Origin of the sequence: Enterobacter sp. BNK-16 (genome assembly GCF_048684955.1) — a bacterium.
In the GTDB taxonomy this organism is placed as follows: Bacteria; Pseudomonadota; Gammaproteobacteria; order Enterobacterales; family Enterobacteriaceae; genus Enterobacter; species Enterobacter bugandensis.
The window spans coordinates 4,503,696-4,522,498 of record NZ_JBLQTQ010000001.1 but is presented as its reverse complement, the minus strand read 5'-3'; the positions used below and the strand labels follow the sequence as shown (position 1 = coordinate 4,522,498).

The following is an 18,803-nucleotide window of genomic DNA, read 5'->3' as shown; positions in this document are numbered from 1 at the left end:
TTTGATCCCTGCGCGATTAGAACGCGTAGTTGAAGTTAGTACCGAACAGCCAGGCTTTACCTTCAGAGGTAAATTCGTACGGGCCTTCCTTGAAGGTCACTTTCTGGCCATGCATATAAGATACGCCCGCATCGACAGAAGCATTCTCGTTGAACGCGTAGGTTGCACCAGCACTCACCCAGAAGCGGTCCTGATCCGGAATGGAAATGGAGCGCTTATCAGCCGGTACCGGGCTGTCATCGAATGCGATACCGGTACGGAATGTCCAGTTATCATCCATATAATAGGTGGTACCCAACGCAATGCGATAGGCGTCGTGGAAGCTCTCGTCCTTATAGAACAGCGTTTGACCGTTGGTGCCGGTCGCTTTCAGCTCCTGGAACTGGCTCCAGCTGGTATAGGCCAGGCTATAGTGAATAGCCCACTGTGGCGCTACGCGGTTGTAACCCGAGACTTCCCACATTTCTGGCAGATGCAGTGACAGTGAGCCAGGGACAGTTTGACCGGAAGTCCCCCACGGGATAGTGGTACCCGCACCAGGGACCAGGCTGTTGACCGGCGTCAGGATGCCGCTCTTGTAATCACCGTCGAAGTCAATTTTTACTTCGGAACGATAGGTCAGGCCCCAGCGGTTGTTTTTGTCCAGCTCGTACAGAATACCGGCGTTCCAGCCATAGCCCCACTCATCGCCCTTCAGGCTGGCAATTTTGTTGCTGTTTTTCGGCAGGCGAGCCGTTTGTTCACCGGCGTAACGCTCAATTTTTGCATCGGCGTAGACGGCATCAAAGCCCAGACCGAAGCTCCAGCTGTCGTTCAGACGATAAGCACCGCTCAGGTTCAGGTTTAGCGTTGTCAGGTCTGTTTTACCGCCGTATTCGCCTGCCGGGTAGTTGTTATTGAACTCGGTAGCAAGGCCATAGTTAGACGTGACGGATGCGCCCCAGCCAAATTGTTCATTGATTGGTGCAACGAAGTGCAGGTTAGGTACCCACGCCGTTGGCGCAATGTTATCTGCTTTCAGGCTCGCACCAGAAGGTGACGTGCCGGAAATGTTGACATCAGGATCGATATACACCGCACCAGCAGAGAAGGTCGGGCGATCGAACATCATGATTAATGCAGGGTTACGGCTTGCGTTACCCGCATCATCAGCGATTGCACCTTCCCCTGAATACGCGCGGCCAAGGCCAGAGGAAGAAAATTCGTTTAGCTGAAAGCCCGCTGACCAGGCGGAAGTAGAGACGATTGCCACTGCGACTGCCAGCGCAGTCTTGTTGAACAGGGTTTTCTGGCTCATGACCATAACCTCATTGAGTTATTTTTATTCAATAATTGTTACATACCGTAACAGGAGCGCGAAGTGTAGGGTCTGAGGTATGACAGACAAATCAGACCAGTGGCCAGAGTATAGGTCCGACCAGCCTGAATGTTGCAAGTTTGTTTATTAATATTTTCAAACATGTTTCTTGAAACGAGATCTGGTTGGCAAAATTGTGACCATCGCGGCTCACCCAAAAGGGTGGTTTTTGTTTTAGATCATTTTTTAGTGTGATATCGGTCACTTATCCGATTTTGCGCCATTAACGGCTGGAGAGAGCCAGCGCTGGGGCGTAAAATATCAGCATCGTGTTTATCTCGCGCGCTGCGCGAATACAGAGGAAATTGAGCTATGAGTAAATGCAGTGCTGATGAAACCCCGGTTTGCTGCTGTATGGATGTTGGCACCATCATGGACAACACCGATTGCACCGCGTCTTACAGCCGTGTGTTCACCAACCGCGCCGAAGCCGAAGAAACGCTGGCCGCGCTGAGCAAGCGCGCGCGTGATGTGGAGTCCGATCCGTGTGAAATCAAATCTACCTTCACAGAAGTGGACGGCGGCGTGAAGCTGGATATCGATTTTGTGTTTGCCTGCGAAGCTGAAACGCTGATTTTCCAGCTCGGTCTGCGTTAATCCTTTTTGCCCGGCGGCGCTTCGCTTGCACGGGCCTACGATCGTGTAGGCCGGGTAAGGCACCGTCGCCACCCGGCAACAAACCGCACAATTGCCTCTGCCATGCAGGGGCATTTTCTTTTTCTTCTCTGTGTTTTACCTCGCATTTTTAAGCTTCCCCGATTGGCTGAATGTAAAAAAATGGTTAAGACTGTTATCAGGTCAGACCACTTTATAGTCATGTAAAATTTTTCACAGGGGAAGGTTATGAGTCAGGCATTACCGCTAATCACCCGACAAGGTGACCGCATTGCCATTGTCAGCGGTCTGCGTACGCCGTTTGCACGTCAGGCGACGGCGTTTCACGGTATACCGGCTGTCGATCTGGGGAAAATGGTAGTGGGGGAGATGCTGGCTCGCAGCGAAATTCCGCCTGAGGTCATCGAACAGCTGGTCTTCGGCCAGGTGGTGCAGATGCCTGAAGCCCCTAACATTGCGCGTGAGATTGTTCTCGGTACCGGCATGAACGTTCATACCGATGCCTACAGCGTTAGCCGCGCGTGCGCGACCAGCTTCCAGGCGGTAGCAAACGTGGCGGAAAGTCTGATGGCGGGCACCATTCGCGCCGGGATCGCAGGTGGCGCCGATTCTTCCTCCGTACTGCCGATTGGAGTCAGTAAAAAGCTGGCCCGCATTCTGGTGGATGCTAATAAAGCCCGCACCACCGGTGCGAAGCTCAAACTCTTCTCGCGTTTACGCCTGCGCGATCTCTTGCCCGTGCCACCTGCCGTCGCGGAATATTCGACTGGCCTGCGAATGGGCGATACCGCCGAGCAGATGGCCAAAACCTACGGCATCACCCGCGAGCAGCAGGATGCGCTGGCGCATCGCTCGCATCAGCTGGCAGCGAAAGCCTGGTCGGAGGGCAAACTCACCGACGAGGTCATGACCGCCTACACGCCTCCCTATCGAGAGCCTCTTACTGAAGACAACAATATTCGTGGCACCTCGACGCTGGCGGATTACGCCAAACTGCGCCCGGCGTTTGACCGCAAGCACGGCACCGTGACGGCGGCCAACAGTACGCCGCTGACCGATGGTGCTGCTGCGGTGATCCTGATGACGGAGTCGCGTGCAAAAGAGCTGGGCATCACGCCGCTGGGCTATTTGCGCAGCTATGCCTTTACCGCCATTGATGTCTGGCAGGACATGCTGTTAGGTCCGGCGTGGTCCACGCCGCTGGCGCTGGATCGCGCGGGGCTAACCCTGGCGGATTTAACCCTGATTGATATGCACGAAGCCTTTGCCGCGCAAACCCTGGCAAACGTGCAGCTGCTGGCAAGCGAGCGTTTTGCACGCGACGTGCTGGGCCGCGCCCATGCCACCGGCGAAGTGGATCAGAGCAAATTCAACGTGCTGGGTGGGTCGATCGCCTACGGCCATCCGTTTGCGGCCACGGGCGCGCGAATGATCACCCAGACACTACACGAACTCCGTCGCCGCGGCGGTGGGTTTGGTCTCGTCACCGCCTGCGCGGCGGGCGGCCTTGGCGCAGCAATGGTTCTGGAGGCTGAATAATGGATATGCCATCTGCATTTAATCTGACAGTTCGCCTCGATAACGTCGCGGTTATCACTATTGATGTGCCTGATGAAAAGATGAATACCCTGAAGGCTGAATTCGGCACTCAGGTTCGCGCCATGCTTAAGCAGATCCGCGAAAATAAAGCGATTCGTGGTCTGGTCTTTATCTCGGCTAAGCCGGATAACTTTATTGCCGGGGCCGATATCAACATGATCGCCCGAGCGAAAAGCGCGCAGGAAGCTGAAGATCTGGCGCGTCAGGGACAGCAGGTGATGGCTGAAATCAATGCTCTGCCGATTCCGGTTATTGCCGCGATCCACGGTGCCTGCCTGGGCGGCGGGCTGGAGCTGGCGCTGGCCTGTCACAGCCGTATCTGCACTGACGATCCGAAAACCGTTTTAGGGTTGCCAGAAGTGCAGTTAGGCCTGCTGCCGGGATCGGGTGGAACACAGCGTCTGCCGCGTCTGGTTGGGGTTAGCACCGCCCTGGAGATGATCTTAACCGGCAAGCAGCTACGCCCCCGTCAGGCACTGAAAGTGGGGTTGGTTGACGACGTCGTTCCGCACACCATTTTACTGGACGCTGCCGTTGAGCTGGCGCTGAAGGGACGTCAGACAAAACGTCCTCTCCCTGTACGCGAGCGCGTGCTGGCAGGGCCACTGGGGCGCGCGCTCCTGTTCAACATGGTAGGCAAAAAAACCGAGCAAAAAACCAAAGGCAACTATCCGGCGGCAAAGCGCATTCTGGAAGTGATGGAAACCGGGTTGTCGCAGGGCAGCAGCAGCGGCTATGCCGCTGAGGCCAAAGCCTTTGGTGAACTGGCGATGACGCCGCAGTCGCAGGCGCTGCGCAGCATCTTCTTCGCCAGTACTGAGGTGAAAAAAGATCCGGGCAGCGAGGCAGAGCCTGCTCCGCTGCGCGCCGTTGGCGTGCTGGGCGGTGGGCTGATGGGCGGCGGAATCGCGTTTGTTACCGCCAGCAAAGGCAAATTGCCCGTGCGTATCAAAGACATCAGCGCAAAGGGCATCAACCACGCGCTGCAGTACAGCTGGCAGAACCTTGATCGGAAGGTCAAACGCCGCCATATCAAGGCAAGCGAGCGTGATAAAACCCTGGCGACGATCTCCGGCACGACGGATTACAGCGGTTTTGCACACCGGGACCTGGTGATTGAAGCCGTATTCGAAGACCTGGCGCTTAAGCAGCAGATGGTGGCTGACGTAGAGCAGCATTGCGCGCCGCACACTATTTTTGCCTCAAACACCTCGTCTTTACCGATTGGCGATATCGCGGCGAAAGCTGCTCGTCCGGAGCAGGTCATTGGTCTGCACTTTTTCAGTCCGGTCGAAAAAATGCCGCTGGTGGAGGTGATCCCGCACGCCACGACCAGCCCGCAGACCATCGCCACCGTGGTGAAGCTGGCGAAAAAACAGGGTAAAACCCCGATTGTGGTCGCGGACAAGGCTGGCTTCTACGTCAACCGTATTCTGGCACCCTATATCAACGAAGCGATGCGGCTGCTGACGGAAGGGGAGAAAATCGAGCACGTCGACGAGGCGCTCGTAAAGTTTGGCTTCCCCGTCGGTCCAATCCAACTTTTGGATGAGGTGGGAATAGACACCGGCACTAAAATTATACCTGTGCTGGAAGCGGCTTATGGCGATCGTTTTACCCCGCCTGCAAACATTGTTTCTGCAATTTTGAAGGACGATCGCAAAGGCAGAAAAAATGAACGCGGTTTCTATCTTTACGGCGCGAAAGGGCGTAAAAGCAAGAAACAGGTCGACCCTTCGGTTTATGGGCTTATTTCGGCCACCGGTCAGGGAAGACTGTCTGCCGTTCAGTGCGCAGAACGTTGCGTGATGATGATGCTCAATGAAGCGGCGCGCTGCTTTGGTGAACAGGTGATCAAGAGCGCACGCGATGGCGACATCGGCGCGGTATTTGGTATTGGTTTCCCGCCGTTCCTTGGCGGCCCGTTCCGTTACATGGATACGCTCGGTGCGGGTGAAGTGGTTGTCATTTTGCAACGTCTGGCCTCGCAATACGGTCCGCGGTTCACACCGTGTGACGAATTATTGCAGATGGCGGAGCGGGGCCAGACATTCTGGCCTGCAAGGGAAACTGATTTCGTAAACTGAAGTCAAAGAAGGGTAAATCCTGAGGTGAATGAACCTGTTCTGGCGATTTTGTAAACAGAGATTGACTATACTTACGCCATTGAGGTAAAAAACAGCGTTTCATTCACCGAATGGATCAGGCACAATGCCCGGCCATCGGGTTTTCTACCTCAGAGCATTAATCGCGGGTAGTTAACGCCGGTGATTCTGGTTAACAAAAGCGGTGCAATATGCAAGTTTTTATCATGCGTCACGGCGACGCGGCACTCGATGCCGCCAGTGACTCAGTACGTCCTTTAACCGTCTGTGGCTGTGACGAATCCCGTCAAATGGCGACGTGGCTTAAAGGTCAAAAAGTGGACATTGAACGCGTTCTGGTGAGTCCGTTCCTGCGTGCAGAACAGACGCTGGACGTGGTAGGGGAGTGTATGAACCTGCCATCCAGCGTGGACGTTCTCCCTGAGCTGACGCCATGCGGCGATGTCGGTCTTGTCAGCGCTTACCTTCAGGCGCTGTGCAATGAAGGTGTCGCTTCCGCACTGGTCATTTCCCACCTGCCGCTGGTCGGCTATCTGGTATCTGAGCTGTGCCCGGGCGAAACGCCGCCAATGTTCACCACTTCCGCCATTGCCAACGTCACTCTCGACGAAACCGGCAAAGGGGTCTTCAACTGGCAAATGAGCCCGTGCAACCTGAAGATGGCAAAAGCCATCTGACGTGACGTGTGACAGGGCGGGGTACTACGTGTTTCCCGCCCTTCTGTCAGGGCAATTCTGGCGGCTGCCACTCCTCAACTTCAATCAACACCAGCAATGCGGCATCGCCGCCGTACTCTTTCGGTGCCTGATGAAACGCCATCACGTGCGGGTGCTGAGCCAGCCACAGCGGCGTCTGTTGCTTCAGAATGTGTTTACCGTGGCCGTGCATCACGCAGGCGCAAAAAACATGTTCGCGGCGACAGGCGGCAATCAACGCCCCCAGCTCCTGTTTCGCCTGCATCCGGGTTAAGCCGTGCAGATCGAGAAACAGCTCCGGCGAATAATCTCCGCGTCGTAACTTTTTCAGCTCAAAATGGCTGACGTCTTCGCGCACGTACTTCACAGCCCCTTGCGTATTGAGCAGAGGCTGAAATTCATCTGAAAAATAGTGGCTGTTATCCGCCTGCTCCTGGAGCAGCCGTTTGACCGGGACTTCGCTGATTTTTTTACGCTGCGGACGGTGGACAATCGTGTCCTGCGCGATTTTACGCGTCCCGGTCATCAGCTGGCGGAAGAGAGCCTGATCCTCCTCGCTGAGCGATGTTTTCTTTTTCATTCGTCATTCTCATCTCGTATTTCCGATAGTGTACCCGACTAAACGCATTTTTTAACCTCAAGCGGTACGCGTCATTGCTGATTTATCGCCGTCTTCATGGCAAACTAGCCGCCGAAAATTATGCGAGCATGCCCTGGAGGAAAGAGTGGATAAAATATTTGTCGATGAAGCAGTAAACGAGCTGCATACCATACAGGACATGTTGCGCTGGTCGGTTAGCCGCTTCAGCGCCGCTAATATCTGGTACGGTCACGGTACCGATAACCCGTGGGACGAGGCCGTTCAGCTGGTGCTGCCGTCTCTTTACCTGCCGCTGGACATTCCGGAAGACATGCGCACCGCGCGCCTGACCTCCAGCGAAAAACACCGCATCGTTGAGCGCGTGATCCGTCGCGTAAACGAGCGCATTCCGGTGGCTTACCTGACCAACAAAGCCTGGTTCTGCGGCCACGAGTTTTACGTTGATGAACGCGTGCTGGTACCGCGCTCGCCGATTGGTGAGCTAATCAACAACCACTTTGAAGGCCTGATTAACCATCAGCCGCAGCACATTCTCGATATGTGCACCGGCAGCGGCTGCATCGCTATTGCCTGCGCCTACGCTTTCCCTGAAGCGGAAGTGGACGCCGTCGATATCTCCACCGACGCGCTGGCCGTGACCGAACACAACATTGAAGAGCACGGCCTGATCCATCACGTCACGCCAATCCGCTCTGACCTGTTCCGCGACCTGCCGACGCTGCAGTACGATCTGATCGTCACTAACCCGCCGTACGTCGATGCAGAAGACATGTCCGATCTGCCGAACGAATATCGTCACGAGCCGGAGCTGGGCCTGGCGTCAGGCTCGGACGGCCTGAAGCTGACCCGCCGCATTCTGGCCTGCGCGCCGGATTACCTGACCGATGACGGCGTTCTGATTTGTGAAGTGGGCAACAGCATGGTACATCTGATAGAGCAGTACCCGGATGTGCCGTTCACCTGGCTTGAGTTCGACAACGGCGGTGACGGCGTCTTTATGCTGACCAAAGCGCAGCTGCTCGACGCGCGCGAGCATTTCAGCATCTATAAAGATTAATCCAGCGGGCTTCGGCCCGTTTCACAACGCTCAAACACAAACAACAACATCGGAGCCGTGATGGCAGGAAACAGTATTGGACAGTTATTCCGCGTGACCACCTTTGGCGAGTCGCACGGGCTGGCGCTGGGCTGTATCGTTGATGGCGTACCGCCAGGCATCGAACTGACCGAAGCAGATTTACAGCACGACCTTGACCGCCGTCGTCCGGGCACCTCTCGCTACACCACGCAGCGTCGCGAGCCGGACCAGGTCAAAATTCTCTCCGGCGTTTTTGAAGGCCGCACCACCGGCACCAGCATTGGTCTGCTGATTGAAAACACCGATCAGCGCTCTCAGGACTACGGTGCTATCAAGGACGTGTTCCGCCCGGGCCATGCCGACTACACCTACGAGCAAAAGTACGGCTTTCGCGACTATCGCGGCGGCGGACGCTCTTCCGCGCGTGAAACCGCGATGCGCGTGGCCGCTGGCGCGATTGCTAAAAAGTATTTGCAGCAGAAATTTGGCATCGTCATTCGCGGCTGTCTGACCCAGATGGGCGACATTCCGCTGGCGATCAAGGACTGGGATCAGGTCGAGCAAAACCCGTTCTTCTGCGCCGATGCGGATAAGCTTGACGCCCTGGACGAACTGATGCGCGGCCTGAAAAAAGAGGGCGACTCCATTGGCGCGAAAGTCACCGTGGTGGCAGATGGCGTCCCGGCTGGCTGGGGCGAGCCGGTATTTGACCGTCTCGACGCCGATATCGCCCACGCGCTGATGAGCATCAACGCGGTGAAGGGCGTCGAGATTGGCGACGGCTTCGACGTGGTGGCGCTTCGCGGCAGCCAGAACCGCGACGAAATCACGAAAGCGGGCTTCCAGAGCAACCATGCGGGCGGCATTCTCGGCGGTATCAGCAGTGGACAGCAGATTATTGCCAACATCGCGCTGAAGCCGACCTCAAGCATCACCGTGCCGGGCCACACGATTAACCGCTCAGGCGAAGAAGTTGAGATGATCACCAAAGGTCGTCACGATCCGTGCGTGGGGATCCGCGCGGTGCCGATCGCGGAAGCGATGCTGGCGATCGTGCTGATGGATCACTTCCTGCGCCAGCGCGCGCAGAACGCGGACGTGACGACCACCATTCCACGCTGGTAAACATGAAAAAAACCGCAATTGCTCTGCTGGCGCTGCTGGCCAGTGGAGCCAGTCTGGCCGCCACGCCGTGGCAAAAAATCACCCATCCGGTGGCGGGAAGCGCGCAGTCCATCGGCGCCTTCTCTAACGGCTGTATCGTGGGTGCGCAGGAGTTGCCGCTGCAATCAGATACCTATCAGGTGATGCGTACCGACCAGCGTCGTTACTTCGGCCACCCTGATCTGGTGCTGTTCATTCAGCGACTGGGGAACCAGGTGCATAACCTGGGGCTGGGGACGATGCTGATTGGCGATATGGGGATGCCTGCCGGTGGCCGCTTTAACGGCGGGCACGCCAGCCACCAGACCGGGCTGGATGTCGACATCTTCCTGCAGCTGCCGAAAACGCGCTGGACGTCTTCGCAGCTGCTAAAACCGCAGGCGCTGGATCTGGTGTCGCGCGACGGCAAAAGCGTGGTGCCCTCGCTGTGGACGCGGGAGGTTTCCAGTATGATCAAGCTGGCGGCAGAAGATAACGACGTCACGCGGATCTTTGTGAACCCGGCGATCAAGCAGCAGCTTTGCCTGGATGCGGGGACGGATCGCGACTGGCTGCGCAAAGTGCGCCCGTGGTTCCAGCATCGTGCGCATATGCACGTTCGTCTGCGCTGCCCGGCGAACAGCCTGGAATGTGAAGATCAGCCGTTACCTCCGCCAGGTGATGGCTGTGGTTACGAACTGCAAAGCTGGTTTGAGCCGGCAAAACCTGGAACCTCTAAGCCTGAGAAGAAGACACCGCCTCCGTTGCCGCCTTCCTGCCAGGCGCTACTGGATGAGCATGTACTTTAATGGATAACTTCGTCGATCTGTTTATGGTGTCACCGCTGCTGCTGGTGGTGCTGTTCTTTGTGGCCATGTTGGCCGGTTTTATCGATGCACTCGCGGGCGGCGGCGGGCTGTTAACCGTGCCCGCGCTGCTGGCGGCGGGCATGAGCCCGGCGCAGGCGCTTGCCACCAATAAGCTGCAGGCCTGCGGCGGCTCGCTTTCGGCGTCGCTCTATTTTATCCGCCGCAAGGTGGTGAATCTCGCCGACCAGAAGCTCAATATCCTGATGACCTTTATCGGCTCAACGTCGGGAGCGCTGCTGGTGCAGCACGTGCAGTCGGATATTTTGCGCCAGATCCTGCCGATTCTGGTTATCTGCATCGGTCTCTATTTCCTGCTGATGCCTAAGCTCGGTGAGGAAGACCGGGCGCGGCGGCTGCACGGCCTGCCATTTGCGCTGATTGCCGGTGGCTGCGTCGGCTTTTACGACGGCTTCTTTGGCCCGGGGGCAGGCTCGTTTTACGCGCTGGCGTTCGTGACGCTAGCCGGCTTTAACCTCGCCAAATCCACCGCCCACGCCAAGGTGCTGAATGCGACCTCGAACGTCGGCGGCCTGCTGCTGTTTATCATTGGCGGCAAGGTTATCTGGGCAACCGGGTTTGTGATGATGGCAGGGCAGTTTTTGGGCGCGCGCGCAGGCTCGCGTCTGGTATTAAGCAAAGGGCAAAAGCTGATCCGCCCGATGATTGTTGTCGTCTCGGCGGTGATGAGCGCCAAACTTCTTTATGACAGCCATGGACAGGAGATCCTCACCTGGTTGGGGATGAACTAATGAACAGTACGCATAAATACGAACAGCTGATTGAGATCTTCGATAGCTGTTTTGCTGATGATTTTAATACCCGTCTGATTAAAGGCGACGACGAACCGATCTATCTTCCTGCTGATGCAGAGGTTCCGTACAACCGCATCGTCTTTGCCCACGGCTTTTACGCCAGCGGTTTGCACGAGATTTCGCACTGGTGCATCGCGGGGAAAGCGCGTCGCGAGCTGGTGGACTTCGGTTACTGGTACTGTCCGGACGGGCGCGACGCCGCCACCCAGGGCCAGTTTGAGGACGTGGAAGTGAAGCCGCAGGCGCTGGAATGGCTGTTCTGCGTGGCGGCGGGTTTCCCGTTCAACGTGAGCTGTGACAACCTTGAAGGTGACTTTGAGCCAGACCGTATCGTCTTCCAGCGCCGCGTGCATGCGCAGGTGATGGAGTATCTTGAGAAAGGCATCCCGGAACGTCCGGCGCGCCTGATCGAGGCTTTACAGAATTATTACCACACGCCGGAGATCACGGCGGAATGCTTCCCTTGGCCGGAAGATCTTTAACAGAGGAAAGAAGATGATCGCAGAATTTGAATCACGCATTCTGGCGTTAATTGATGACATGGTGGAACACGCCAGTGATGATGAGCTGTTCGCCAGCGGTTATCTGCGTGGTCACCTGACGCTGGCGGTAGCCGAGCTGGAAGCAGGTGACGATCACTCTGCCGACGCCGTTCACGCTGAAGTCACGCGCAGCCTGGAAAAAGCCATTCTGGCCGGGGAGCTCTCTCCGCGCGACCAGTCTCTGGTGCTGGGGATGTGGGACAATTTATTCCAGCAGGCTAAACGCTAAGTAAGTGCGTCATCTCCCTCTCCCACAGGGTGTACGGTCCGGGGACATAGTGAACACTTGTTCGGGGACATGGTAGACACTTACAACTGAGGCATAAGAACCCGTTTATGGAGTCGCTTATGCCCTGGGATGCGAGAGATACCATGTCATTACGTACCGAGTTTGTGCTGTTCGCCTCGCAGGACGGGGCGAACATCCGTTTCCTCTGCCGTCAGTTCGGCATTTCTCCTGCCACCGGCTACAAGTGGCTTCAGCGCTGGGCTGAGGAAGGTGCCTCCGGTCTTCAGGACCGCTCCCGCGCACCTCATCATTCCCCGAACCGCTCATCTGACGACATCACGGCCCTGCTGCGCATGGCGCATGACCGTCATCAACGCTGGGGCGCCCGCAAGATTAAGCGCTGGCTTGAAGACCAGGGGCACCGTATGCCCGCCTTCAGCACCGTCCATAATCTGATGGCCCGTCACGGTCTGCTGCCGGGCGCATCACCGGGCGTTCCGGCTACGGGACGCTTCGAACATGACGCGCCGAACCGGCTCTGGCAGATGGATTTTAAGGGCCACTTTCCCTTTGGCGGTGGCCGCTGCCATCCGCTCACCCTGCTGGACGACCACTCCCGTTTTTCCCTGTGCCTGGCGCACTGTACCGATGAACGGCGCGAGACCGTGCAGCAGCAGCTGGTCAGCGCGTTTGAACGCTACGGCCTGCCAGACAGGATGACGATGGACAACGGCTCACCGTGGGGCGACACCACCGGCACCTGGACGGCGCTGGAGCTGTGGCTGATGCGCCACGGTATCCGGGTGGGGCACTCCCGGCCTTATCATCCGCAGACGCAGGGCAAGCTGGAGCGTTTTCACCGCAGCCTGAAGGCGGAACTGCTGCAGGGAAAATGGTTCGCGGACAGCGGAGAGCTGCAACGCGCTTTTGATCACTGGCGCACGGTGTACAACCTTGAACGCCCGCACGAGGCGCTGGATATGGCGGTACCGGCCTCGCGTTATCAGCCGTCTGCCCGGCAGTACAGCGGCAGCGTAACGCCACCTGAATACGATGAAGGGGTGAAGGTCAGGAAAGTGGATGTCAGCGGAAAGCTGAGCATACAGGGTGTCAGTCTGAGCGCAGGCAAGGCGTTCAGGGGAGAACGGGTCGGGCTGAGGGAGACGTAGGATGACGGCTGCTATGAAGTGTGGTGGTACAGCACGAAAGTGGGGGTGATCGACCTGAAGAAAAAGTCGATCACCATGGGTAAAGGATGTTAAAAAGTGTTCACCATGTCCCCGAACACCTGTCTACCATGTCCCCGGACTGTACACAGGGAGAGGGCCGGGGTGAGGGCACCAGACCGCACCCTACTTAACCATTTTCCCCTTCAGCAGTTTCCGTACCCACAGTCGATTCGGGTTCAGCCCCGCAAGCGTGGTTCTGTCCAGCGGAACAGGCTCATTACTCATTTGCGCGGCTAACGTTTCAGCCAGCAGCGGCGCGGAGCACAATCCTCGCGATCCTAATCCGCCCAGCATGAACAGTTCCGGATAAACCGGGGCACTTAGCGCCGTTTCCTTGTTTTCTGCCAGATCCTGATAGGCCTCAAGCGTCGTGTCGTAGTCCGGCACGTTTCCCGCCATCGGCAGATGATCGCGGGTCGCGCAGCGCACGCCGCAGCGCGCTTCGCCCTCGCTCACGTCAACCTCTTTCGCCCACGCCGCGTCCGGGAAGCAGTCAATCAGGCGCTGGCGGTTTTGCTGCTGATCCGCTTCGCTGTAGCGCATATCCGCTTCGCCACGATGGTAGCTGGCGCCGATGCAGTGATGTCCGTTAGACGGATTTTGTGGCGTCAGATAGCCGTCATAGCACAGCACCTGGCGCAGCTTGCTCAGTTCGGGCGCGGTCGGGATATGGCTTACCTGGCCGCCGACCGGATAAACCGGCAACGTCTCGGTCTGGATAAACTGGCTGATGTTATGTCCGTTTGCCAGCACAACGCTGGCATGGTGTGCCGCTTTGCCATCAGCAAAATGCAGAGTCCACCGTTCTGACCGGCTAAGCGATTCAACCTTATGAGCATAATGCACCCTCAGCCCGCGTGACTGCGCCAGGCTAATCGCCGCCGCGGTCAGTTCAGCCGGGCACAGCCAGCCGCCGAGCGGATATTGAATGCCGCCACAGCCGGTTTCCACGCCCGCGGTGTCTGCCACCTCTTGCGCACTGACCGCGCGGGCAATCTCCTCCGGCAGACCCAGCGACAGCATCTGGGCGATTTTTTGCTGGCTCTTTTCATCCCAGCCGAGCTGCGTCACGCCACACCAGTCGTGGTCGAATGCCACTGGCAGCGCGTCGTACAGGCGACGGGCGAAGGTAAAGGCCGCGGGGAAAAACTGGAACAGGGCCGGGTCGTGCGCGCTTAAAAGCGGGTAAAGCGCGCCCTGGCGGTTACCGGACGCGCCGCTGGCTGGTGCCTCGTCAGCGCAGTAGAGCGTCACCTGCCAGCCCCGGTGCAGCAGCGCGAGAGAGAGCAGGGCGCTGGCGATCCCTCCGCCAACGATCGCCACTTCGCGCGATGCGCTGGCGCTGCGCGCAAACCAGGGAGCCCGAGCGGGAATGTCCAGCGTCCGTTCCATCGTGCCGACCAGCATGTCGCGCTTGCGGCCAAAGCCTTTGGTCTTCTGCATGGTAAAGCCCGCGTCCTGCAGGCCGCGGCGAACAAAGCCGGCCGAGGTAAAGGTGGCGAGCGTTGCGCCGGGACGCGCCAGCCTGGCCATCGCGCTAAACAGATGCTGGCTCCACATGTCCGGGTTCTTGGCGGGCGCAAAGCCGTCAAGGAACCACGCGTCCACCGTCTGGTTCATCGCGTCGTCAAGCGTATCGGTCAGGTCGTTAATGTCGCCTAGCCATAAATCCAGCGTCACCCGTCCGCCGTCCAGAATCAGACGGTGGCAGCCGCCGATATGCGGCGGCCACTGCGCCTGAAGCTGCTCCGCCCAGGCTGCAAGCTCCGGCCAGCGCTGGTGGGCGAGCCGCAGATCGTGCGCGGTAAGCGGAAATTTTTCGAAACTGATGAAATGTAATCTTTGTAGCGTAGCCTCGGGGTGTGCAGCGCGAAATCGATCGAACGCCTGCCAGAGAGTCAGAAAATTTAGTCCGGTTCCGAAGCCGCTTTCCGCAACAACGAACAGACTGCGCGGGTGCGCAGGGAAGCGGGCGCTGAGCTGGTTTCCCTCGAGGAAAACATAGCGGGTTTCTTCGAGTCCGTTATCATTAGAAAAATAGACGTCATCAAAATCTCGGGAAACAGGTGTACCCTCAGCGTTGAATTCGAGGTTGGCGGGTTGTATAGCGTTTTGTTTCACGTAAGTTACTCGTCTGACAGGCAGTGGCACGATCTTAACGATGTGAGTCCATCGGTGCAAATTTCCGCAGAAAATGTCTGATCGGACTTGTTCGGCGTACAAGTGTACGCTATTGTGCGACTCGAAACTTTTTATAGTGCGACTTACAGAGGTATTGAATGAAACGTGCAGTGATTACTGGCCTGGGCATTGTTTCCAGCATCGGTAATAACCAGCAGGAAGTCCTGGCATCTCTGCGTGAAGGACGCTCCGGGATCACTTTCTCTGAAGAGTTTAAAGATTCAGGTATGCGTAGCCACGTATGGGGTAACGTCAAACTGGACACCACCGGTTTGATTGACCGTAAAGTGGTTCGTTTCATGAACGATGCCTCTATTTATGCTTATCTCTCCATGCAGGAAGCGATCAAAGATTCCGGCCTGAGCGAAGAGGTTTATCAGAACAACCCGCGCGTGGGCCTGATTGCCGGTTCCGGCGGTTCCTCTAAAGCGCAGGTATTCGGTGCTGACGCCATGCGCAGCCCGCGTGGTCTGAAAGCGGTAGGTCCGTACGTGGTGACTAAAGCCATGGGTTCTGCGGTTTCCGCGTGCCTGGCGACCCCGTTCAAAATTCACGGTGTGAACTACTCCATCAGCTCCGCGTGTGCGACTTCCGCACACTGTATCGGCAACGCGGTTGAGCAGATCCAGCTGGGCAAACAGGACATCGTATTTGCTGGCGGCGGCGAAGAGCTGGGCTGGGAAATGGCCTGTGAGTTCGACGCGATGGGCGCACTGTCCACCAAGTACAACGAAACCCCAGACAAAGCCTCCCGTACTTATGACGCGCACCGTGACGGTTTCGTCATCGCGGGCGGCGGCGGTATGGTTGTGGTTGAAGAGCTGGAGCACGCGCTGGCGCGCGGCGCGCACATCTACGCTGAGATCGTGGGCTACGGCGCAACGTCCGACGGCGCCGACATGGTTGCTCCGTCCGGCGAAGGCGCGGTGCGCTGCATGAAGATGGCGATGCACGGTGTTGATACCCCAATCGACTACCTGAACTCCCACGGTACCTCTACTCCGGTAGGTGACGTGAAAGAGCTGGGTGCGATCCGTGAAGTGTTCGGCGACAACAGCCCGGCTATCTCTGCCACCAAAGCCATGACCGGTCACTCTCTGGGTGCGGCGGGCGTGCAGGAAGCGATCTACTCTCTGCTGATGCTGGAAAACGGCTTTATCGCCCCAAGCATCAACATCGACGAGATGGACGAGCAGGCGGCTGGCCTGAACATCGTGACCAAACCAACGGAAGCGACGCTGACCACCGTGATGTCCAACAGCTTCGGCTTCGGCGGCACCAACGCCACACTCGTTATGCGCAAGCTGAAAGCATAAGCGTTTGAATGTATAATGGAAGGGAGCCGGAAGGCTCCCTTTTTTATGCCTGAACACGGAGTTATGCATGAAGGCTGTTACCCCCGAGAAGGGCACTCCTTCCGGGAACCTTTCTCTTTTCCGCATCGCCTTTGCGGTATTCCTGACCTACATGACCGTTGGCCTGCCGCTGCCGGTGATCCCGCTGTTCGTTCATCAGGAACTCGGCTATGGCAACACTATGGTCGGCATTGCTGTGGGCATTCAGTTTTTAGCCACGGTATTAACCCGCGGCTACGCAGGACGGCTGGCCGATCAGCACGGTGCAAAACGCTCGGCGCTGCAGGGCATGTTTGCCTGCAGTCTGGCGGGGGGCGCGTGGCTGCTGGCCGCTCTCCTGCCGGTCGACGCCGCGTATAAATTTGCGCTGCTGGTGGTGGGCCGTTTAATCCTTGGCTTCGGTGAAAGCCAGCTGCTGACCGGCACCCTGACCTGGGGGATGGGGCTGGTGGGGCCTGCGCGCTCCGGCAAAGTGATGTCATGGAACGGGATGGCGATTTATGGCGCACTGGCTGCAGGCGCGCCGCTGGGTTTGCTGATCCACAGCCAGTTTGGTTTTGCGGTACTGGCAGCAACCACCATAGTATTACCGCTGCTGGCGTGGGCTTTTAACGGTTCGGTACGCAAGGTGCCCGCCCATAAAGGCGAACGTCCTTCGCTGTGGAGCGTGGTGGGGCAAATCTGGCAGCCAGGGCTGGGGCTGGCGCTTCAGGGAGTAGGCTTCGCGGTGATTGGCACCTTCGTCTCCCTCTATTTCATGAGCCGCGGCTGGGCAATGGCGGGCTTTACGCTGACGGCCTTTGGCGGCGCGTTTGTCCTGATGCGTGTCCTGTTCGGCTGGATGCCGGATCGCTTTGGCGGCGTGAAGGTGGCGGTGGCGTCGCTGGTGATTGAAACCGTTGGGCTGGTGCTGCTCTGGCAGGCGCCGGTCGCCTCCGTTGCGCTGCTGGGTGCGGCGTTAACCGGCTGCGGCTGCTCGCTGATCTTCCCGGCGCTGGGCGTTGAGGTGGTTAAGCGCGTGGCGCCGCAGGTCCGCGGTACGGCGCTGGGCGGCTATGCGGCGTTTCAGGATATCTCATACGGCGTAACCGGGCCGCTGGCGGGTCTGTTAGCCACCTCGTTTGGCTACCCGTCCGTCTTCCTGGCCGGCGCGGTTTCTGCGGTGGTGGGGATCGTGGTGACGCTGGTGGCGTTTCGCAGAAATTAACTGTTGTCGCCGGGGGGCGGCTGCGCCTTACCCGGCCTACGGTTCGAGCCGCTGTAAGCGTAGCGCCACCGGGCAAATCCTCAGGCAACCAGCCAGAAAATCGCCAGCGCAATCAATAATGCAATCAACATTAATCCCGGACGGGCAGAGAGCGTTCTGAACGTCTCCACAACGGGCGCAAACAGCGGGCTGTAGATCGGCTGAACGTTTCTTACCTCCGGCACGCCGCCTTCCCGCTCGGCGCGGCGAACAAAGATCTGATTCAGCAGATCCTGCACCTGCGCGGTGGTCAGTACCGTTTGCGGCGTGGCCTGCCAGTTCTGCTGGGCGTAATCCCGAATCACCTCGAACTCGTGCGGTTCCAGCGGCTGTTTAAGCGCCGCCTGAACGGTATGCAGGGTAGGGGCGCTCTGGGTGCTGAGCGTCTGGCGCGCCTGGAGCCAGGTCACCAGATGGGTAAACTGTTTGGCCGGAATCAGCTCGCCCGCCTTCACGCCGGACAGTTCCAGCATGGATTGCCAGATAAGCTTCGTCGACTCGCCGGTGGCGGCGGCCAGTTTGGTCACCATCTGGTTCAGCGTGTTGTGCTCGGCAGGCTGCAGCGGGCGCTCGGTTGAGGGGCGCACCTGAGGCTGCGGAATAGACAACTGATTGTTCTGCAACAGCGTCAGCACGGTTTTAAGCTGGTCTGGCGTCAGCTGGCTCAGGGCGGTCTGGCCATACTGCTGACGGATAAAGTCACTGACAGCCTGACGGTTATTTCCCTGGCCCAGCAGCTCGGTCAACTGCGTGACAATCTGACGCGTGGTGTGGTTCTGCTGCGCGGTCGTAATACGCTGGTTGAGATTTTGCTCGGCGGCAGGGAAATGGCGCGACTGCAGCGGTGCGTCGTTCCTCACGCCTAAATCATGCTTTACCCCGGCCCAGACTTCCGCGTTTTGCTGCGAAGTCAGCGCTATCAGGCGCGTGATCAGTCGCTCCAGCACGGTGCGCTGTTGCGTGGATAGTGGCTGTTCACCGGCAACGTTTGGCGTGACAGGGCCTTCACCCGGAGGGCGTGGCGGCGTACCTGAAATGGGCTGCATCGTCAAAAATCCTTAAAGTCAAAACTCAGCGTAAACCCGGCATACGTATATGCCTGGCGGCCAGATTATGGCACACTTGGCAGGTTTTCTTCCTCTCAAAC

General features: G+C 58.0%; 16 protein-coding genes and 1 pseudogene. 13 read left to right on the top strand and 4 right to left on the bottom strand.

Going from position 1 to position 18,803, the window contains the following annotated elements; genetic code table 11:
• Positions 1-16 precede the first annotated feature (16 nt).
• The gene (gene fadL / locus ACMGGH_RS21715) at positions 17-1,297 is read right to left on the bottom strand and encodes a long-chain fatty acid transporter FadL (RefSeq protein ID WP_041908871.1); all 1,281 of its coding nucleotides are present in this window, start codon (positions 1,295-1,297) and stop codon (positions 17-19) included.
• A gap of 372 nt (positions 1,298-1,669) precedes the next feature.
• Between fadL and ACMGGH_RS21710 the strand changes: the two genes are divergently transcribed.
• The 4 genes from ACMGGH_RS21710 to sixA all read left to right on the top strand — a co-directional run bounded on the left by ACMGGH_RS21710 (position 1,670) and on the right by sixA (position 6,353).
• Positions 1,670-1,954, top strand: coding sequence for a YfcZ/YiiS family protein (locus ACMGGH_RS21710; protein ID WP_028013973.1), 285 nt, complete (start codon positions 1,670-1,672; stop codon positions 1,952-1,954).
• 246 nt (positions 1,955-2,200) lie between these two features.
• Positions 2,201-3,511 (top strand): acetyl-CoA C-acyltransferase FadI, encoded by a 1,311-nt coding sequence (gene fadI / locus ACMGGH_RS21705; protein ID WP_126345370.1) that lies wholly within the window; start codon positions 2,201-2,203, stop codon positions 3,509-3,511.
• Entirely contained in the window at positions 3,511-5,658 is a 2,148-nt protein-coding gene (gene fadJ, locus ACMGGH_RS21700) for a fatty acid oxidation complex subunit alpha FadJ (protein WP_047364131.1), read from the top strand. The genes fadI and fadJ overlap by 1 nt, the downstream gene beginning before the upstream one ends.
• A gap of 209 nt (positions 5,659-5,867) precedes the next feature.
• Positions 5,868-6,353 (top strand): phosphohistidine phosphatase SixA, encoded by a 486-nt coding sequence (sixA, locus tag ACMGGH_RS21695; RefSeq protein ID WP_003861375.1) that lies wholly within the window; start codon positions 5,868-5,870, stop codon positions 6,351-6,353.
• Between the two features lie 46 nt (positions 6,354-6,399).
• Here the strand turns inward: sixA and smrB are convergent, their stop codons facing one another.
• Positions 6,400-6,951 carry an endonuclease SmrB gene (smrB, locus tag ACMGGH_RS21690; protein ID WP_232948888.1) on the bottom strand — a complete coding sequence of 184 codons (552 nt, stop codon included), beginning with the start codon at positions 6,949-6,951 and terminating at the stop codon, positions 6,400-6,402.
• A gap of 145 nt (positions 6,952-7,096) precedes the next feature.
• Here smrB and prmB point away from each other — a divergent pair, with 145 nt between their 5' ends.
• From prmB to ACMGGH_RS21655, 7 genes and pseudogenes are all read left to right on the top strand, one after another.
• A complete protein-coding gene (prmB, locus tag ACMGGH_RS21685) occupies positions 7,097-8,029 on the top strand; it encodes a 50S ribosomal protein L3 N(5)-glutamine methyltransferase (RefSeq protein ID WP_023312578.1) in 933 nt (310 codons plus the stop codon).
• A 60-nt stretch (positions 8,030-8,089) separates the two neighbouring features.
• Positions 8,090-9,175, top strand: a complete 1,086-nt coding sequence (gene aroC, locus ACMGGH_RS21680) for a chorismate synthase (protein ID WP_028013970.1) — start codon at positions 8,090-8,092, stop codon at positions 9,173-9,175.
• A gap of 2 nt (positions 9,176-9,177) precedes the next feature.
• Positions 9,178-10,002: a penicillin-insensitive murein endopeptidase gene (gene mepA / locus ACMGGH_RS21675; RefSeq protein WP_232948887.1), complete on the top strand. Its 825-nt coding sequence runs from the start codon at positions 9,178-9,180 to the stop codon at positions 10,000-10,002.
• Positions 10,002-10,811, top strand: coding sequence for a sulfite exporter TauE/SafE family protein (locus ACMGGH_RS21670; RefSeq protein ID WP_041908882.1), 810 nt, complete (start codon positions 10,002-10,004; stop codon positions 10,809-10,811). The genes mepA and ACMGGH_RS21670 overlap by 1 nt, the downstream gene beginning before the upstream one ends.
• Positions 10,811-11,356: an elongation factor P hydroxylase gene (locus ACMGGH_RS21665; RefSeq protein WP_045259677.1), complete on the top strand. Its 546-nt coding sequence runs from the start codon at positions 10,811-10,813 to the stop codon at positions 11,354-11,356. Before ACMGGH_RS21670 ends, ACMGGH_RS21665 begins: the two co-directional genes overlap by 1 nt.
• Positions 11,357-11,369: 13 nt before the next feature.
• Positions 11,370-11,645 (top strand): YfcL family protein, encoded by a 276-nt coding sequence (locus tag ACMGGH_RS21660; RefSeq protein ID WP_028013966.1) that lies wholly within the window; start codon positions 11,370-11,372, stop codon positions 11,643-11,645.
• A 119-nt stretch (positions 11,646-11,764) separates the two neighbouring features.
• Positions 11,765-12,907 (top strand): annotated as a pseudogene (locus ACMGGH_RS21655) (IS481 family transposase).
• 90 nt (positions 12,908-12,997) lie between these two features.
• Here ACMGGH_RS21655 and mnmC read toward each other — a convergent pair.
• On the bottom strand, positions 12,998-14,995 hold the full coding sequence (mnmC, locus tag ACMGGH_RS21650) for a bifunctional tRNA (5-methylaminomethyl-2-thiouridine)(34)-methyltransferase MnmD/FAD-dependent 5-carboxymethylaminomethyl-2-thiouridine(34) oxidoreductase MnmC (RefSeq protein WP_232948392.1): 1,998 nt from the start codon (positions 14,993-14,995) through the stop codon (positions 12,998-13,000).
• 158 nt (positions 14,996-15,153) lie between these two features.
• Between mnmC and fabB the strand changes: the two genes are divergently transcribed.
• Together fabB and ACMGGH_RS21640 are read left to right on the top strand one after the other, a co-directional pair.
• A complete protein-coding gene (gene fabB / locus ACMGGH_RS21645; RefSeq protein WP_023336433.1) occupies positions 15,154-16,371 on the top strand; it encodes a beta-ketoacyl-ACP synthase I in 1,218 nt (405 codons plus the stop codon).
• 67 nt (positions 16,372-16,438) lie between these two features.
• Positions 16,439-17,617 (top strand): MFS transporter, encoded by a 1,179-nt coding sequence (locus ACMGGH_RS21640; RefSeq protein WP_232948393.1) that lies wholly within the window; start codon positions 16,439-16,441, stop codon positions 17,615-17,617.
• A gap of 80 nt (positions 17,618-17,697) precedes the next feature.
• On the opposite strand, the gene flk is transcribed toward ACMGGH_RS21640, so the two are convergent.
• A complete protein-coding gene (gene flk / locus ACMGGH_RS21635; RefSeq protein WP_192971254.1) occupies positions 17,698-18,702 on the bottom strand; it encodes a flagella biosynthesis regulator Flk in 1,005 nt (334 codons plus the stop codon).
• Between the last annotated feature and the right edge of the window lie 101 nt (positions 18,703-18,803).

Bases quoted from the DNA above. Each gene is read 5' to 3' on its own strand.
- fadL (WP_041908871.1), bottom strand. From the start codon at position 1,297: ATGAGCCAGAAAACCCTGTTCAACAAGACTGCGCTGGCAGTCGCAGTG.
- ACMGGH_RS21710 (WP_028013973.1), top strand. From the start codon at position 1,670: ATGAGTAAATGCAGTGCTGATGAAACCCCGGTTTGCTGCTGTATGGAT.
- fadI (WP_126345370.1), top strand. From the start codon at position 2,201: ATGAGTCAGGCATTACCGCTAATCACCCGACAAGGTGACCGCATTGCC.
- fadJ (WP_047364131.1), top strand. From the start codon at position 3,511: ATGGATATGCCATCTGCATTTAATCTGACAGTTCGCCTCGATAACGTC.
- sixA (WP_003861375.1), top strand. From the start codon at position 5,868: ATGCAAGTTTTTATCATGCGTCACGGCGACGCGGCACTCGATGCCGCC.
- smrB (WP_232948888.1), bottom strand. From the start codon at position 6,951: ATGAAAAAGAAAACATCGCTCAGCGAGGAGGATCAGGCTCTCTTCCGC.
- aroC (WP_028013970.1), top strand. From the start codon at position 8,090: ATGGCAGGAAACAGTATTGGACAGTTATTCCGCGTGACCACCTTTGGC.
- mepA (WP_232948887.1), top strand. From the start codon at position 9,178: ATGAAAAAAACCGCAATTGCTCTGCTGGCGCTGCTGGCCAGTGGAGCC.
- ACMGGH_RS21670 (WP_041908882.1), top strand. From the start codon at position 10,002: ATGGATAACTTCGTCGATCTGTTTATGGTGTCACCGCTGCTGCTGGTG.
- ACMGGH_RS21665 (WP_045259677.1), top strand. From the start codon at position 10,811: ATGAACAGTACGCATAAATACGAACAGCTGATTGAGATCTTCGATAGC.
- ACMGGH_RS21660 (WP_028013966.1), top strand. From the start codon at position 11,370: ATGATCGCAGAATTTGAATCACGCATTCTGGCGTTAATTGATGACATG.
- fabB (WP_023336433.1), top strand. From the start codon at position 15,154: ATGAAACGTGCAGTGATTACTGGCCTGGGCATTGTTTCCAGCATCGGT.
- ACMGGH_RS21640 (WP_232948393.1), top strand. From the start codon at position 16,439: ATGAAGGCTGTTACCCCCGAGAAGGGCACTCCTTCCGGGAACCTTTCT.
- flk (WP_192971254.1), bottom strand. From the start codon at position 18,702: ATGCAGCCCATTTCAGGTACGCCGCCACGCCCTCCGGGTGAAGGCCCT.